We start from the raw sequence: 357 nt of genomic DNA, 5'->3' as shown, positions 1-357 counted from the left end.
CGACTGGATCGCCTCATTTAAACAAGCCTTCAGCGAAGGGCAAACGGTCGTCGTGCCTGCCGGATTCGTTTGTGAAAATATCAACACCGGCATCTTCATTCCTCCTGGCAAAACGTTGCACATCCTTGGAAGCCTGCGCGGCAACGGCAGAGGGCGTTTTGTCTTACAAGACGGCAGCCAGGTGACAGGGGAGAAGGGCGGCCGTATGCATAACATCACCCTGGATGTGCGCGGTTCTGACTGCATCATCAAAGGGTTGGCGATGAGCGGTTTTGGCCCGGTAACGCAGATTTATATCGGCGGCAAAAATAAACGCGTCATGCGCAACTTGACCATCGATAACCTGACCGTCAGCCA

General features: G+C 54.1%; 1 protein-coding gene. It reads left to right on the top strand.

From position 1 onward, the window contains the following. A partial coding sequence (locus tag LZP73_RS19480; RefSeq protein ID WP_234236574.1) for a hypothetical protein occupies window positions 1-357 on the top strand: 357 nt, incomplete at both ends.

This window comes from Shewanella sp. AS16, from assembly GCF_021412365.1.
Classification (GTDB): domain Bacteria; phylum Pseudomonadota; class Gammaproteobacteria; order Enterobacterales; family Shewanellaceae; genus Shewanella; species Shewanella salipaludis.
The sequence above is the reverse complement of the archived record's forward strand: the minus strand, read 5'-3'. Positions and strand labels throughout refer to the sequence as shown.